We start from the raw sequence: 14966 nt of genomic DNA, 5'->3' as shown, positions 1-14966 counted from the left end.
TCTGCTGTCAAGGTACTCTATAGCTCTATGACAGTCAATCACTTTAATTATCCTATCTTGAGCATGAAGAAGAGTGTGCGTAGCCCCGCTGCCTGCGCGCATCGGCCATGGAAATGCTGGACCAAGCGACGGTCCAGGCAGCGTACGCGATTCGAAGCAGATGCTTCATGAAACATCTGCGCTAGTTTCGCCCTACTTCAAGAAGCTGTCGATATTGTTGAACGCTTCGCCGAACGCGCTCGGGGCAATGACGAGACCGCCCTTCTCTTTGACGCTCTCATAGATGAGGTTCATCGTGCGAAGTTGGAGCGCCTTGTCGTTGCGATCGTAGACAGCCGCCGCATCGACAAACATCTCGGAGATGTCTTTTTCGATTTCTGCGAGCAAGAGTCGCGCGTTGCGCTCGCGCTCCGCCTGCGCTTCCTTGGACATGGCATCCTGCAGCTCTTTGGGAATAGCGATGTCGCGGATCTCCACCGATACGACCGAGATGCCCCACGAACGCGTCTTTTCGTCGAGGATATCCTTGATCTCACCGTCCAGCTGCTCTCGCCGCGTGGCAACTTCGGCCAGATTGATGCGCCCCACCGCATCACGCAGCGCTGTTTGCGCGGCCCACCAAATGGCCGACGCGTAGTCCTCTACCTCGACGCAGGCGTCTTTGGGATTCCACACCATCCAGAACAGCACGGCATCGATATCGAGCGGCACAAGGTCGGCGGTCAACGCCTCCTCCGCCGTGAACGGCGTGGTGATCATGCGCTGGTCAATGTGCGCAGTAGCATGTTCTACCACGGGAACGACGAAATAAAGCCCAGGGCCAGCAATGCGGTTGAAGTTGCCTAAACGCAGCACCACGACACGCTCCCACTGCGGCGCAATACGAATGCTGAACGCGGCCACCGCGCCAGCCATCACCGCGACGATAACCACCGTCGAGGTAAGCATGCTCCAAAGCGCAGCGAGAATGGCACCCGCAACGATAAGGAATACCGATGCCGCAAAAATGTATACGCTGTTGCGCGAGGTTTTCCGCCCGACGGGCGCAACCATACCTTTCGGCCGGACGGCCGACTCCACGCGCTTTTCTTCGTTTCGCTTCGATTTGCTTCGCATGATGGCTCCCACGTTGCCCCAACCCCTTGGCCCGCGCCCCTAAGCTCCGCCCCCTAACAGCAATATCTGTTCGCTCACCAGGTCATGGATATCCTCGGATGTCAAACCCTTAGCAAGAGCCTGCTGGACGAAATCGATTGCAAGCGCCTCGACGTCTTGGCCGACAGCCGACAGATCGACATCCTTGAGGTCAGACACATACGTGCCACGTCCGCGCTTCGTGAAGATGTAGCCGTCACGCTCGAGATCCTGATACACTTTGTTGATGGTGTTGTAGTTCACACCCAATTGAACGGAAAGCTCGCGTACGGAAGGGAGACGCTCGCCACGTTCGTACTTTCCTGAAGTGATGAGGAACACGAGCCGCTTTCGAATCTGAATCCACAGAGGGACGCCGCTTCTTTCGTCCACTTGGAACGAACCCATGGCGTCGAACGCTACTTCTCTTTCGATAGTCTTCTCAATCATAGTGATTGTCATAGTATCACATATCGCAATGACAGACTGGCTACATCCAGAACGATAGCAGACTCATGTCGACGAGACAGAAGCGCTCGGCGGCCACGAGAAGGGAGAACCGCAGGCAGATGCCTCCGAGCAGCGTGCTCACAGCCCCCACGACGAACAGTGAAGGGTTGGGCGAACGCAGGCATTCGACATCCACCGATAGCGGCACCACGATCCCCGCCAACACGACACCCAACCAAAACAGCATTGCAGAATGTCCCGATAGCAACTCAGCAGCCGAATGAGCGGCAGCTTCGTCGCCCATGAGCGAAACGACGATGAACGCCGCAATGGCGATAGCCTCGATCGCAACGAGAACCGCATCGAGCCGAAGCAGACTAGCGAAACCCCCGATCGTTTCATCGCGCGAAAACCTGAAGAAGCCTATGATCGTCAGCACGGCAGCTCCGGTTGCCAACGCCGACGCGACGAACACGACCGGCACAAGCGGTGAGTTGAGAAACGGCACGGCCGGATAGAGCGAGAGAAACACGCCGGCATACAGCACCACGAACAGAGCCAGCAAAGCGGCGAAGACACTGACCACGGTTTCGGCAACGCGCAAACCCGGTCCATCATCCGCGAACCCCATTAAAAACGCCGCGAACGCCGTCGCGCAGAACAACGCAAGTGCCCACGCCCCCGCTGAAAGCAGACTGCCGGACGGGGTAAGGAACAATCGGAAAGCCTGATCGGGAGCCCCTAAATCGAGCGCGAGAAACACCGTTCCGAGCGCGACGAGTACCGGGCCAGCCAGCAAACCCGCATCCGTCACCGCGCTGGCGCCGCGCAGCCACGATCGATTGCTGACGCGCAGTGCAAAGTCCACGAACGAACCGAGCAGAAATGCACCCCCTCCCGCACCCGCAAGAAACAGATACCACGCGATATACGAACTGACCATGACGAGCGCGCTCCCCTCGGCGATCGATGACCCCCTGCGCCCATTGTACGCCATCCGCACGGCAGACCTCAACGAAACGGAAAAGCGACGAAGAGCCGCACGGGTGCCACCTCGTCGCAGTAAAGAACCGGGCCGCAAGATGCGACCCGGTTCTTTACTGCGCGTCCACGTCGATGGGCGCGTTTTCCGCGTCACCCTTGCGGCGCTTGCGATCGCGCCACCAGCGGGACAGGCTATGCACGAGCCACTCCACTACGGGAATGGTGAGAAAGGCCACCCAGGCGGGATGCGGCTGGTTCAGCACGAACGCCATCCAGCAGAACCAGGCCACCACCGCGATGGGATACGCGCCCGACACCAGCGGCGCGAGGCGCTTGCGCCCGATGGCGTGACCCACCATGTAGTACAAGGGAATGGTCAGGAACAGAAACAACCCCATGGCCCACGCGCCGTTCAAAATGCCCAGCAGCAGGTACACGACGATGACCACGAGCGGATACGGGAACTTCACCCACGACTTCTCGAACTCGCGTAGGTAGTGCTTGCGCACGGGAATAGACTTCCCCACTTCGTCACCGTACTTGGCGCGAGCATCGTCGATGCTGTCGAAGCGCTCGCCCCGCACGGTGTAGCCGCACGGCTCGTACCAACGCTCTTCGCGATCCCATCCGTGATGGTACCGCGCATGCGCGTCCTGCCAGCTGTCGAACTGCTCGCCGTTGATGACCACCTTGGCGCCGTCGATGACCACATCATCGTCGCCTGCGCTGTTGCCGGGGCTCTTCACGTGCACGCCGTCCCAACCCACGTGCACTTCCTCGCCCTTCTTGGCGTCCTTCACGTGCACGCCGTCGCGCCACGACACGTGCACGTACTCGTCTCCGTCCTCCACGTGAATCCCGCCGGGACCGATGTGCACCTTGCCCTTCTTGCCGGACGATGCGGCTTCGGTTCCGCCCGACGCATCGGAGGCCGCAGCCTCATCGGCGGGCGCTGGCGGGGGATCTGCAGGGGAAGCCGTCGCAGTCTCCTGCTCGGCCTGGCGCTTAGCGGCGCGATCGGCCGCCTCGAACGTGACGTCGTCGCGGATCTCTTCGTCGACGTACAGCAGATCGTCCAGCGACAGACCGTACAGCTGAGCCAGCGCGATGAGGTTGTCGGTGTCGGGGGACGACTCGGAGCGCTCCCACTTCGACACGGCCTGCCGCGACACGCCCAGACGCGCGGCGAGCGCCTCCTGCGAAAGCCCCGCCTGCTTGCGGCGCTCGGCCAAGCGTTGCGCGATCTCTACGTTCATGGTGTGCTGCCTTTCTCGTTTCGTCCATAGTAGCGTACCGAAAAGACTACGGTTGCGAGGAAGCGAGCGCGACCTATTTCAGTTGGAATTTTCCGCAATTATTGGTTGCGGAACGTTTGAACTGGGAAAAGAGAAGCTCCCCGGCGCTACAACTTGCGCTTGCTGATGTCGAAGACCACCCATACCGACAGCACGGCCGCCCCCAGGTAGCCGAAGAACGCGAGCACCGGCACGCCCAGCAGACGCGGTTCCATCGACGACAGCGACAGCATACTCGATCCGATGAACAGCCCGGCTATGATGATGCCGATGGTCAGACGGTTGATGATCTTGGCCAGCTTCGACAGCGGCGCCTCGCTGCCCAGCACCTCCATGTTCATCTTCAGCTGGCCGCGCGTGAGCATCTTGAGCGTTTCGCCGGAATACCGTGCCGCGTCGAGCGCGCCGTGCGACGACGAGCGCAGCGCAAGAGCCAGATCCTGCATGGCCTGCACAAGCTCGTCGCCCTGGTTCTTCGAGCGCTGGATATGGGCGTTGATGATGGACACGACGTTTTGGTTCGGGATGAACGGCGCGATGGTACCCTCCAGCGTGACGATGCCGCGCGACACGCTGGTGATGGAAGACGGCAGCGTCACCTTGCACGACCGCGTGAGCATGAGGATGTCGTTCAGGAACGCTCCGATGTCGATATCGGCCACATCGCACGAGCCGTAATCGTTCAATAGCAGGTCGAGGTCGGCCAAAAAGCGCGTATGGTCGATAACCGAATTGTCCTTCGCGATGGCAAAGGACAATAGCGCATCCTTGAGCTCGGACGAGCTCTCCATGCCAACCGCCTGGATGATATTGCCGAATCCGGCGCGATCGCGCGGCGACAAACGACCCATGATGCCGAGATCGATGTAGACGATCTTGCCGCTGCGAACGAGAAGGTTTCCCGGATGCGGGTCGGCATGGAAGAACCCGTGATCGAGGATCTGCGAGGCGTAGTTGTCGAGGATCTTCTCGCCGATCTCCTCGAGGTCGTAGCCCGCATTCCGCAGACGGTCGGTCGCCAGGATGGGAATGCCGTCGATGTATTCCATGACCAGCACGTACTCGCCGCACAGCTCGGTATGCACTTTCGGGCAATCGATGAAGGCGACGCCCTTGTTCAGGCGCGCGAATTCCTCGAGGTTAGCGGCTTCGCGCTGGAAGTCCGTCTCCTCGAGGAACGTGGCCCACAGCTCTTCCACCACGTCGCGCAAGTCGAGCATCTGCTCGTCCTTCATGAAACGCGCAGCGTAGCGCGCCACCATGCGCATGATATCGATATCCTGGGCCATCGTGGTCTTCACGCCGGGGCGTTGGATCTTCACGGCCACGATCTCGCCCGTGACAAGGCGCGCCTTGTGCACCTGGGCCAGCGAGGCGCTTCCCAGCGGCGTGGGATCGATGGCGTCGAACACGTCGCCCTGCGCGTCGCCGTAGATGTCGTCGAGCGCCTCGAGGATGGCCTCGAACGGCAGCGGGTCGCACTCCATCTGCAGCTTCGCCAGTTCGTCGCAGTACGCCTTCGGCAAAATCTCCGAGCGCGTAGACAGCGTTTGGCCGATCTTCACGAAGCTGGGGCCCAGGTCCTCCAGCATGGCGCGAAAGGCCTCGGGCGTGAAACCCTTCAGGAAGTGGTGCTTCCGCAGGATATCGGATATTTCCTTGAGGCGCCGCGTGCGCGTCTTCCGATTCAGATGGAACCGATCCTCGGGATCGACCTCCGAACCGGAGCTGAAAAAATAGCGCAGCAGCGTGTTCTCCGGCATGGACGGGCAGCTCGCAGCCGTGCGCTAGGCGCCCGGCGTTTGCGGCGCGGCAGCCGAAGCCGCCTCGTCGTCGACGGACACCGCGGAAGCGTCGCCCACTTCAGCCTCGGAAGCCGACTTCGCGTTCGCCTTCTCGGCGAACTCGGCAGCCTTAGCGACGAACGCCGCACGCTCCTCCGGCGTCATGGCGGCCATGCGAGCCTCCAGCACGTCGTAGCGCACGCTTGCAGCCACGTCTTCCGCCTTATGCTTCAATTCGGTGTTGATCTGCTTGCCCTGATCCACGGTGAGCTCGCCTTTGGAGATGAGCTGATCAACCAGATCCTTGGTTTTTTCGCCGGTTATGGCCATCGCGCCGATGCCGGCCAGGAAGATGTCTTTGAATCCGTCGCTGAGGGTAGCCATACGAGCCTCCTATGCTTGCGATTCACCGTCCGCGACGCGGACGGCCTCTGCATCCATGATGCACCAAATCGACGAAAAGGGCAATGCTCGCAACGCGAGCATGAGCGAAGCCGTCAAAGGAAGGTTGCCGCTTGTTCGCCTTGCGACCGCCCCGCCGAGGTCGACGGGGCGGCAGGCTTCGACCGGAGTCGACCGATCGTCAGCCGCGCGTCATGTGCGGCGGCCTGCGTCCGATGTCGGAACGATACAGCTCGCTCAGCAGCTGCGCAACGCTCGCCTCGCTCGTCGAGCTCCCGCCTTTCGCGACGCGATCTTCGTCGCGAGCGGACGCCTCGGCCATGCCGAGCTGCTTCATCAGATTCTTCGCTTCGTCATTGGACAAGGGTTTCGATGCCATCAGACATGCACGCTCCTCCCGTATGGCGACAAGCTGTCAAGGCAGTTGTTACTACCTTAGTACTATAAAGAAGGATCGCGGGATGACGGGCGAGCAACCAACAATCGGTTAGACGTGGCCAGACGAAAGGAGCGTTTCGCGGAAGCTTCGCTCACAGACGGCAGAAACGAAGCGGCGAGCGGAGACCGTCCGCTCGCCGTTCAGGATGCGAACAGGGGAACCGCATGCAGAAAAGACGCTTTAGGCCGCGCGCTCGGAAGCGAAAGACCGGCGCTCGGAAGGCGCAAGATGGGGCAGCTCCACTCCCGCCAGGGACGATTGAGCGCCGAACTCCGCGCCTTCGAACCACCCTTCCTCCAACGCGAGCGCATGCTCGGCCTGCGGTGCGAGCGAAGCCGCAGGCGCGCTTTGGCGACCCTCCACCCATGTGGCGGCTACGACGCTTGCCACGATGACCACGGCGCCAGCCATACCAGCCGCAGAAAGCGCTTCGCCCAGCAGCATGAACGAGAACGCCGCAGTGAACACGGGCTCGCCTGTGAGCAGCAGCGACACGGTGGAGGACGGCAACTCCGTCAGCGCCACGTTCTGCAGCATGAAGGTGAGGCAGGTGCTGAGCAGCGCCAGAAAGGCGATAGTGCCCCAGGCTACGGGCTGCACGGCCGCCACGTTCACGGGTGGCTCGAAAACCAGCGCGCACGCAAGAGCCACGACGAACGAGGCGACTATCTGCGTTCCCGCCACCGTGGTGGCGTCCAGCTGCTCCAAGCCGCGCTCGCCGAACACGAGCGCGCCGGCCAACGCCACGGAGGACAGCAGCGCGAGGATCTCGCCCAAGCCGAACGAAGGAGCTCCCCCGTTGCTGCACAAGAGGTAGAGCCCGACCACGACCGCCGCCTGGAACGGCAGGAAGGCCAGCGGATAACGACGGCGGTTCACCAGGCACGACAACAGCGGCGCGAACACCACGGGCAACGCCACGAGGAAGCCCACGTTGGTGGCCGTGGTCAAGTCGAGCGCTACATTGCAGGTGAGATACGCCAGCGCCATGCAAAGCGCTGCGGGCATCCAGGCGCCGATACGCGCGCCCTTTAGCTGGCGCACGATGCGCGGGCCGAAGAAGATCGCGAACACGAGCGCGGCCAAGCCGAACCTGATGGCGAGGCACCACATGGGCGTGATGCTCTCGTACGCCATCTTCGTGATAGCGTTACCCGATCCGAAGATAACGGTCTGCAGCACGACGCACGCGACATAGGGCCAGCGCTTGCTACGAGTTTTCACGGGGTGCCTCCTTTCGATCCGCAGCTTGCACGGCGCTCGGCAGCGCAAGACTCTCACGTCCCGCCCTCGCGGAACTTCACTGGATGATGTTCTAGGGTTGCTGGCACATGGTATGGGTTCTCCTGATAAAAGTAAAATGAGATTATCTTTTTAAGATTTTAAGAGTTTCTTGTTATTCCTTTTCAAGCTCCGTATAGTGACATACATCGAAGAACGGTGTGAAGATATTGTGAGCAAGAGAAGGAGCGATCTGTGGGCAACCAGAAATACGATGCGTTCCTAAAGGTGGCTGAAACGGGCAGTTTCAAACAGGCCGCCCACGACCTAGGATACACCCAGGCCGGCATCAGCTACCTCGTGAGCACGCTCGAACGAGAACTGGACGTGCCGCTGTTCGTGCGCGACTACGGCGGCGCGCACCTCACCTCGGACGGCGCCGATCTGCTTCCCTGGGTGCAGAACGTGTGCAACAGCGAGCGCCAGCTGGAGATGCGCCTCGCCGAGCTCAAGCACCTCGAAAGCGGCATCGTGCGCGTGGCGGCGTTCACGAGCACCGCCATCCAATGGTTCCCCGGTATCGCGAAGCGCTTTCTCGCACAGCATCCAGGCATCGACTTGCAACTGATCTGCGTCGACGACGAAGATGCACTGGAAGAGGCCGTGTGGCGCGGCGACGCTGACTGCGGTTTCTTCGTCTACCCCATCAAGCACGACCTGCACGCCGTCCCGCTGCGGAAGGATCCGCTCCTCGTGGTGGTGCCGCCCGACCATCCTCTGGCCGACGCGCCGTTCGTGCCGCGCGAGGCGCTGGCGGAAGAGCCGTACATCCGCCTGGAAAGCGGCACGTCGTCGGAAATGGAAACGCTGTTCCGAGCGAACGACGTGGAGCCCAACGTGCGGTTCACCATCGACAGCGACTATGCGGTGATGAGCATGGTCAGCGCGGGACTCGGATTCAGCGTGCTGGCCGACCTCATCCTGCGCGATGCGCCGTTTCCCCTGGCCGTCAAGCAGCCCGAAGTGGAAACAAGCCGCGAGATAGCCATAGCGCTGCGCTCGCTGGAAACAGCTTCAACGGCTACGCGCGCGTTCTTGGACGCAACGCAAGCCTGGATAGCCGATACGTACGAGGAGTGAAAGGACTGCCATCCTGAGCGAAGGCGGCAGGCTGTCATCCTGAGCAGCCAGATCAGGATGGCAACTTGCTAGCAGCCAAGCAGCGGCGGAACGTCCGTGCCGTGGGCGCACACGTAAGTAGGACGCTCCGCTTCAAGCACGATCTGAGGGAACATACCCCATAGCGCCGCCGCGGTGGCGCAGCCCGCGCCGCTTCCCGACTGCATGTCGAAGGGACTGTCGCCCACGTACAGGCACGTCTGGGGAGCCAGCCCCAGCCGTTCGCAGCCGTGCGCCACGGGACCGGGATGCGGCTTGTGCTCCGGCCAGTCGTCGGAGCCGATGAGGAAGTCGAAGTATCCGGTCAGGCCGAACAGGTCGAGGCCCCGCATGGCCACCTCGTGTCGTTTCGACGTGACCACGGCCAGCGGCAAACCCGCTTCCTTGAGGCGTTCGAGCATGGGCACGGTGCCGTCGAACAGCCTGATCATGTCATCGTGCACCTCGGCGTTGTATTCCCGGTACACACGGCACAGCTCCTCGTGCACGGCCGGGTCATCCGTGAAATCCCACATCTGGGTGTTGAGGGGCTGTCCCACCTTGGCCATGAGACGCTCGTCGGGGATAGCCTCGCGCAGCACCGTGCGCGCCGTGTAGCGAAACGTGGCGAGCAGCAGATCGTGCGTGTCGAGCAAGGTCCCGTCCAGGTCGAACAGAACGGCTTGCATATCGTGTGATACCATACCATCCTTCATTTCCGTTATGCGATTCGCGCGAAGCGCGAACAAGAACTCGCAGGTTGGCGCAGTAAGTCAGCGAGAGGCGCCCTGACGCCCGAGATCGCGGGGAGGGCGAGGGCGAAGCGTACTTCGGTACGCGAGTCCTCGACCTCGCCACGAGATCGGGTGCCAGGGCGCATCGCAGCGTCGGCCGGTTCCGCGTGCCGTCAGGCACGCGGAACACCCCTACTCGAACAGGCCGCCGAACAGGGAAAGCTCGGAGCCCCAGACCTTGGCGTTGCGCTGGGAGAACGCCAGCGCGTCGGTGAGGGCCGCCAGCGGGATGTCGCGGCGAGCGCCCGTGCTGCGGCGCTTGATCTCCACCTTCTGCTCGGCCAGGCCGCGCTTGCCCACGATGACCTGCAGCGGCCAGCCGATGAGGTCGGCATCGGCGAACTTCACGCCGGCGCGCTCCTTGCGGTCGTCGATGACCACCTCGAGGCCCAGCTTCGCCAGGTCGCTCGCCAGCTTCTCGGCCGCGGGCTGCACCTCGTCGTCGCCCACCGTCAGCGGGATGACGCACACGTGCGCGGGCGCCACCGTGAGCGGCCACATGATGCCGTTCTCGTCGTTGTGCTGCTCCACGATGGCAGCCATGGTGCGCGAGATGCCCACGCCGTAGCAGCCCATGAGGAACGGCTGCTCGGAGCCGTCTTCCGCCATGAACGTGGCGCCCATGGCCTTCGAGTACTTGTCGCCCAGCTGGAACACCTGCGACACCTCGATGCCGCGCGCGCCGTCCAGCGGCAGCCCGCACGACGGGCAGCTGTCGCCCGGCTGCACGATGCACAGGTCGGCCCACTCGTCCACCTGGAAGTCCTCGCCCAGACGCGCGCCCACGTAGTGGTAGCCGTCCTCGTTGGCGCCCACAACCCACTTCGGCACGGCCTGCAGGCTGCGCGCCGCGATGACGTAGGCTTCCTCGGGCAAACCGACGGGGCCCATCGAGCCCTTGTGCAGGCCGAAGGCTTCCATGTCCTCGTCGGTGAGCAGCGTGAAGCCGCCGGCCACGCGCGCCGCCTTCAGCTCGTTGAGCTCGTGGTCGCCGGGAATGAACATGACCACCAGCTTGCCCTCGTCGTTCTTTCCGGACAGAGCCTTCACCGTGGAGGACTCGGGGATGTCCAAGAACGCGGCCAGCTCGGCGATGGTGTGCACGCCGGGCGTGGCGACCTTCTCCATCGGCACGTCGTAGACGGTGGGGCGCGCCAGGCAGTCGCCGGCTTCGGTGTTGGCCGCGTAACCGCAGGTGCAGTGCACGAGCTCGGCTTCGCCCGCTTCGGCGAGCGCCATGAACTCGCAGGTCACGCTGCCGCCGATCTGGCCGGGGTCGGCCTCGACGGGACGGTAGTCCATGCCCATGCGATCGCAGATGCGCCCGTACGCCTCGCTCATGTCGTCGTAGGTCTTCTGCAGCGATTCCTGATCGGCGTGGAAGCTGTAGGCGTCCTTCATGATGAACTCACGGCTGCGCAGAAGGCCGAAGCGCGGACGGATCTCGTCGCGGAACTTCACCTGGATCTGGTACAGCGACAGCGGCAGCTCCTTGTAGGAGCGCAGCTCGTTGCGCACGAGGGAGGTGATGAGCTCCTCGTGGGTGGGGCCGAGGCAGAACTCGCGGTCGTGACGGTCGACGAGGCGCATGAGCTCGGGGCCGTAGTCGTTCCAGCGGCCGCTCTCGTGCCACAGCTCGCCGGGCTGCAGCGCCGGCATCATGATCTCCTGCGCGCCGATGCCGTCCATCTCCTCGCGCACGATGTTCTCCACCTTGGCCAGCACGCGCTTGCCCAGCGGCAGGAAGGTGTACACGCCCGAAGCCGTCTTGCGGATGAAGCCCGCGCGCAAAAGCAGCCTGTGGCTGGCGATCTCCGCGTCGGCGGGATCCTCCTTGAGCGTGGGCGCGTACAGCTGGCTCATGCGCATGATATTCACGTTCGTCATAGCTTTCCTATCTCCTCCATCAAAGCGTCCACGATGGCGCTCTCCTCCACCTTGCGGACGACGTTTCCCTTCGAGAACACCACGCCCGAACCGACCCCGCACGCTACGCCGATGTCGGCGTCGGCGGCTTCGCCCGGGCCGTTCACCACGCAGCCCATGACGGCCACCTTGAGCGGCTTGTCCAGGTTCGCGATGCGCCCCTCCACCTCGCGCGCCAGCCCGATGAGGTCCACCTGGCAACGGCCGCATGTGGGGCAGCTGATGAGCTCCGGAGCGCGTCGGCGCAGGTCGAGCGCTGAAAGCAGCGTCCAGCACGCGCGGATCTCCTGCACGGGATCGTCTGTGAGCGAGATGCGCAGCGTGTCGCCGATGCCCTCTTCCAGCAGGATCCCCAGCCCGCAGGCGCTTTTGATGGCGCCCTGGAAGGTGGTGCCGGCCTCGGTGACGCCGATATGCAGCGGCACGTGGGGCAGTTCCTTGCTGAGCAGGCGGTACGTGCGCACGGTAGTCATCACGTCGTGAGCCTTCGCGCTGACCACGAGGTCGTGGAAGCCGCGACCCTCGCAGTAGCGCACGTAGTCGACGGCCGAGCGTGCCAGCTTCTCCGATTGCGAGAGATCGTCGCGTGCGGCCAGCTCGTTGTCGAGCGAGCCCGCGTTCACCCCGATGCGGATGGGGATGCCCGCCTCGCCCGCCGCGTCCAGCACGGCATCGGTTTTGGCCAGGCCCCCGATGTTGCCGGGATTGATGCGCAGCTTCGCCGCGCCGCGTTTGGCGGCCTCGATGGCGATGTTCGCATCGAAGTGGATGTCGGCGACCACCGGCAAAGGCGACCGCTCGCATACAGCCTGGAACACGTCGAGGCTTGAGCGGTGCGGGATGGCCATGCGCACGATCTCGCAGCCCGCTTGCGCGAGCGCGTCGATCTGCGCGAGGTTCGCCGCGACGTCGGTCGCCGGGGCGTTCAGCATGGACTGCACGACGACGGGCGCGCCGCCGCCGAGCGGCACGGAGCCCACCGACACCCGGCGGGTAGCCTCGCTAGGTTTGGCATGCGTTGCCACAAGAGCCTCCCGTTCTCCATCCCCCACCGCGTGCAGGCGCGGTGCCGGAACAGCGTCTCAACAGCCCGCAGGCTGCACGCGCCCAAGCGCGTCGCCGGCTATTTTACCTCTGATTACCCGGTTTCCGGCCAAATGCACAGGGATTTCGCGGGCGGGCGCACGATAACGAACGCACGCGAGGGCGCGGGAGGGAAGACGAGCGAACGAGTCGCACGCGCCGACGCGCCATCGAACCACCCGAACCGCACTGGAGGGCGCGTGCAGCGAAAAACGCCCGAATCTCCCAAGTTCGCGAGTTATGCGCACCTCCGTCATGCCGGAACGACCGTTTCGGGCGCAGTCGAGCGTTTCCGTTCAAGAAAACGCCAGGTCAGAAGTTTTCTTTGACTTACTTCGGTCACGCAGTCCGGTTTCGAAGTGCACATAACTCGTGGACATGGTGCTTTTCGAGCGATTTCGATGACGGAAGCGCGCACAAGTCAAGGACTTGCGCGCCGACCGCAACGCCGAACGGTTCGCGAGCGCTGCGCACGCTGGCGCGGGCAGCGCGCTCTAACCGCCGAAACCCGCACCCGAGATGATGCGCTGGATATCCTGGTTTGCCATGAACAGGAAAAAACCGATGAACAGGATCATGCCGGCCGCGCTCAGGTAGTTGAGCGCGCGCATGGTCACGACCTTGCGCGAGATCTTCTGGAACACCTCGATGACGAAGCGGCCGCCGTCGAGCGGCGGGATGGGCAGCAGGTTCATAATGCCGAGCGACACCGAGATGGAAGCCACGAACGAGATGGCGCTCGCCAACCCCAGATCGACCGCCTGCTTCGACATGGCGGCGATCCCGATGACCGATGTCGAGTTCTGCACGACCTCGCCCGCCGTCGACGGATTGAACAGCCCCGCGATAAGCTGCACTACCATGCCGATGTACATGAAGCCCATCTGGATCGCATCGAGCGGGTTGACGTTGACGTGCCGGATGTCGCCCGCGCTGGTCTGAACGTCCACGCCGATGAGCGAGAACAACACGACGAACAGCAGGACCGCGAACAGCAGGTTCACGGCCACGCCGGCCACGAGGATGACCGAGCGCTTCCAGAACGGCAGGCTGCGGTACTGCTGCTTGTACTCGCTTTCGAACAGCGCATGCGCGTCTTCCACCGGGCGCGCCTGCCCCAGCTCGTAAGCGACGGCTCCTGCGGCTACCTGCTTCTTGCTTGGCTTGACCACGGGGGCGCGGTACGTGTTGTACTTGTCTTGCTTGGTGGGGCCGGCGATGCTGCCCCATTCGACGAGCTCGTCGAGCGCCTCGTACGCCTCGTCGTCGGTGATGCCGCAGTCGCGGGCGATGTCTTCCATGTTCGCGGTTCCGCGGCGGTAGAGCGCGGCCAGCACGGGCTCGAGGTGCGGGCTCATCTCGCCCGGCTCCATCCCGCACACCTTCGCGTAGCCGCCCAGCAGAAACGGCGTGACGCCGAACTTCGTGCCCCATTTCGTGAAGCCGATGTTGGGACCGGGAAGCCCCAGCATGAACTCGGTCACGCGCACGCCGAACGCACGCGCCGCCAGATAGTGACCGCCTTCGTGGATGAACACGAGAAAGCCCAAGATGAGCGTGGCGTAGACGATCATGAGAACAATATCCATGAACTCGGTTCCCTTTCGGTCGCGAGGAATGCTTCTTTCGTGCTCTCATTATAAAGAGAAGGGCGAGCGGCACGGGCGCTGCGAACCGATGTGCGAAAAAACTACAAGGGCTGCGCGATGCGCGCACGATGCGAGAGCGCTTGCACGATTTGCGGAGGCTCGGCGGGCGTACGGCGCACACGGTCCGCAAGCCCGTTGCGCACGCACGCTGGGACCGCGTTGGATTCGTTGGCAAAGCGCGTGCAATCCGCGTTGGAAACAGGGGCACGCCACGTGGAAAACGCGTTGGAACCGCGTTGGATTCGCACCAGATCCGAGAGGAATTCCCGCTAGACCCACGCCAACAAAACGTAAGATGGCGTCGTTACAATGGAAGAGCGGGCCCGCGCAAACGAAACAACGAACCGGAGGAGCCTTTGGAGAGGATCGCCATGCCAGAAATCTGCACCTTTTACGGCATCAGAATCACAATCAATTGCGAGAAGAACGCTCCGCACCACAAGGCGCACTTCCATGCTTCCTACGGAGGCTTCGAGGCGGTATACTCAACGGAAGGAGAGCTGCTTGCGGGCAAGCTTCCTCCCCGCCAGACGAAACTCGTCATAGCATGGGCAGCGCTGCACAAGCCCGAACTTGATGACAATTGGTACCTTGCAAGCTCGAACGGAACCTGTTTTCGCATTGACCCGCTGATCTGAGGAGGGCGC

14 protein-coding genes are annotated in these 14966 nt (G+C 62.9%); 2 read left to right on the top strand and 12 right to left on the bottom strand.

The features are described 5' to 3' along the window. Window positions 1-192 precede the first annotated feature (192 nt). The 8 genes from GT613_RS01545 to GT613_RS01510 all read right to left on the bottom strand — a co-directional run bounded on the left by GT613_RS01545 (window position 193) and on the right by GT613_RS01510 (window position 7712). Window positions 193-1116, bottom strand: coding sequence for a slipin family protein (locus tag GT613_RS01545; RefSeq protein WP_015761191.1), 924 nt, complete (start codon window positions 1114-1116; stop codon window positions 193-195). A 39-nt stretch (window positions 1117-1155) separates the two neighbouring features. Next, complete coding sequence (locus GT613_RS01540) at window positions 1156-1584, bottom strand: GntR family transcriptional regulator (protein ID WP_021410740.1); 429 nt, start codon at window positions 1582-1584, stop codon at window positions 1156-1158. A 40-nt stretch (window positions 1585-1624) separates the two neighbouring features. After that, window positions 1625-2527, bottom strand: a complete 903-nt coding sequence (gene nrfD, locus GT613_RS01535; RefSeq protein WP_156732818.1) for an NrfD/PsrC family molybdoenzyme membrane anchor subunit — start codon at window positions 2525-2527, stop codon at window positions 1625-1627. A gap of 154 nt (window positions 2528-2681) precedes the next feature. Continuing rightward, on the bottom strand, window positions 2682-3824 hold the full coding sequence (locus GT613_RS01530; RefSeq protein ID WP_009306558.1) for a helix-turn-helix domain-containing protein: 1143 nt from the start codon (window positions 3822-3824) through the stop codon (window positions 2682-2684). A 146-nt stretch (window positions 3825-3970) separates the two neighbouring features. Further along, window positions 3971-5626: an AarF/ABC1/UbiB kinase family protein gene (locus GT613_RS01525; protein ID WP_021410757.1), complete on the bottom strand. Its 1656-nt coding sequence runs from the start codon at window positions 5624-5626 to the stop codon at window positions 3971-3973. A 24-nt stretch (window positions 5627-5650) separates the two neighbouring features. Next, complete coding sequence (locus GT613_RS01520) at window positions 5651-6031, bottom strand: phasin family protein (protein WP_015761196.1); 381 nt, start codon at window positions 6029-6031, stop codon at window positions 5651-5653. 199 nt (window positions 6032-6230) lie between these two features. Beyond that, window positions 6231-6428 carry a hypothetical protein gene (locus GT613_RS01515; RefSeq protein WP_009306564.1) on the bottom strand — a complete coding sequence of 66 codons (198 nt, stop codon included), beginning with the start codon at window positions 6426-6428 and terminating at the stop codon, window positions 6231-6233. Between the two features lie 240 nt (window positions 6429-6668). After that, on the bottom strand, window positions 6669-7712 hold the full coding sequence (locus tag GT613_RS01510; protein ID WP_114556875.1) for a DMT family transporter: 1044 nt from the start codon (window positions 7710-7712) through the stop codon (window positions 6669-6671). A 252-nt stretch (window positions 7713-7964) separates the two neighbouring features. Between GT613_RS01510 and GT613_RS01505 the strand changes: the two genes are divergently transcribed. Next, window positions 7965-8849 carry a LysR family transcriptional regulator gene (locus GT613_RS01505; RefSeq protein WP_086414363.1) on the top strand — a complete coding sequence of 295 codons (885 nt, stop codon included), beginning with the start codon at window positions 7965-7967 and terminating at the stop codon, window positions 8847-8849. Window positions 8850-8917: 68 nt separating this feature from the next. Here GT613_RS01505 and GT613_RS01500 read toward each other — a convergent pair whose 3' ends face one another. From GT613_RS01500 to GT613_RS01485, 4 genes are all read right to left on the bottom strand, one after another. Next, window positions 8918-9571, bottom strand: a complete 654-nt coding sequence (locus GT613_RS01500) for an HAD family hydrolase (RefSeq protein WP_035585763.1) — start codon at window positions 9569-9571, stop codon at window positions 8918-8920. Between the two features lie 222 nt (window positions 9572-9793). Continuing rightward, complete coding sequence (locus GT613_RS01495; RefSeq protein ID WP_009306572.1) at window positions 9794-11548, bottom strand: proline--tRNA ligase; 1755 nt, start codon at window positions 11546-11548, stop codon at window positions 9794-9796. After that, window positions 11545-12612, bottom strand: a complete 1068-nt coding sequence (gene ispG, locus GT613_RS01490) for a flavodoxin-dependent (E)-4-hydroxy-3-methylbut-2-enyl-diphosphate synthase (protein WP_181817150.1) — start codon at window positions 12610-12612, stop codon at window positions 11545-11547. The genes GT613_RS01495 and ispG overlap by 4 nt, the downstream gene beginning before the upstream one ends. Window positions 12613-13164: 552 nt before the next feature. Beyond that, entirely contained in the window at window positions 13165-14259 is a 1095-nt protein-coding gene (locus GT613_RS01485) for a site-2 protease family protein (RefSeq protein WP_009306577.1), read from the bottom strand. A gap of 431 nt (window positions 14260-14690) precedes the next feature. Here GT613_RS01485 and GT613_RS01480 point away from each other — a divergent pair, with 431 nt between their 5' ends. Beyond that, window positions 14691-14957, top strand: a complete 267-nt coding sequence (locus tag GT613_RS01480) for a DUF4160 domain-containing protein (RefSeq protein WP_057385311.1) — start codon at window positions 14691-14693, stop codon at window positions 14955-14957. Window positions 14958-14966 lie beyond the last annotated feature (9 nt).

The sequence above is a fragment of the Eggerthella sp. BIOML-A4 genome, assembly GCF_009875575.1.
In the GTDB taxonomy this organism is placed as follows: Bacteria; Actinomycetota; Coriobacteriia; order Coriobacteriales; family Eggerthellaceae; genus Eggerthella; species Eggerthella lenta.
Note: the sequence above shows the minus strand (reverse complement) of the source record. Positions and strands in the feature narration are given on the sequence as shown.